Source organism: Rhodococcus sp. T2V (assembly GCF_029269925.1).
Classification (GTDB): domain Bacteria; phylum Actinomycetota; class Actinomycetes; order Mycobacteriales; family Mycobacteriaceae; genus Rhodococcus_F; species Rhodococcus_F koreensis.
Map to the genome: position 1 here is coordinate 1 of NZ_JARJBD010000477.1, position 564 is coordinate 564.

Genomic DNA, 564 nt, shown 5'->3' on the forward strand with positions numbered 1-564 from the left:
TGCGCCGGTGGGCGCAACAGGGGCGGATCCCGCATGCGGATGTGCTCGAGCGTGCGCAGCGGCGGGCGGCGATCGAACGCCTCGGCGGTATCGATGCGGTGGCCGCAAAGATCGGCCGGTCCCGTTCCGCGGTCTCCCGGTATCGGTCGGGGGAGACGAACGAGTTGCGGGCCGATGCCGGCAAGAAGCTGAAATCCGTGAGGGCGCAGGACATCATGAGGCGGGCGGGGGTGTTGCGGCCGGACGGAACCCCGAAGCGGGCGGTGATCCGGGTCCGGGGTGTGCGCCGGTGGGCGCAACAGGGGCGGATCCCGCATGCGGATGTGCTCGAGCGTGCCCAGCGGCGGGCGGCGATCGAACGATTGGGTGGTGTCGATGCGGTGGCCGCGAAGATCGGCCGGTCCCGTTCCGCGGTGTCCCGGTATCGGTCGGGGGAGACCAGCGAGTTGCGGGCCGATGCGAGCAAGAAACTGAAAACCGTGAGGGCGCAGGACATCATGAAACGGGCCGGGGTGTTGCGGCCGGACGGAACCCCGAAGCGGGCGGTGATCCGGGTCCGGGGTG

The 564-nt window shown here is 70.6% G+C and carries 1 pseudogene; it reads left to right on the forward strand.

The window, feature by feature from the left end:
• Positions 1-41: 41 nt before the first annotated feature.
• Positions 42-564: pseudogene (locus P3H15_RS54930) on the forward strand (hypothetical protein); the annotation flags it as partial.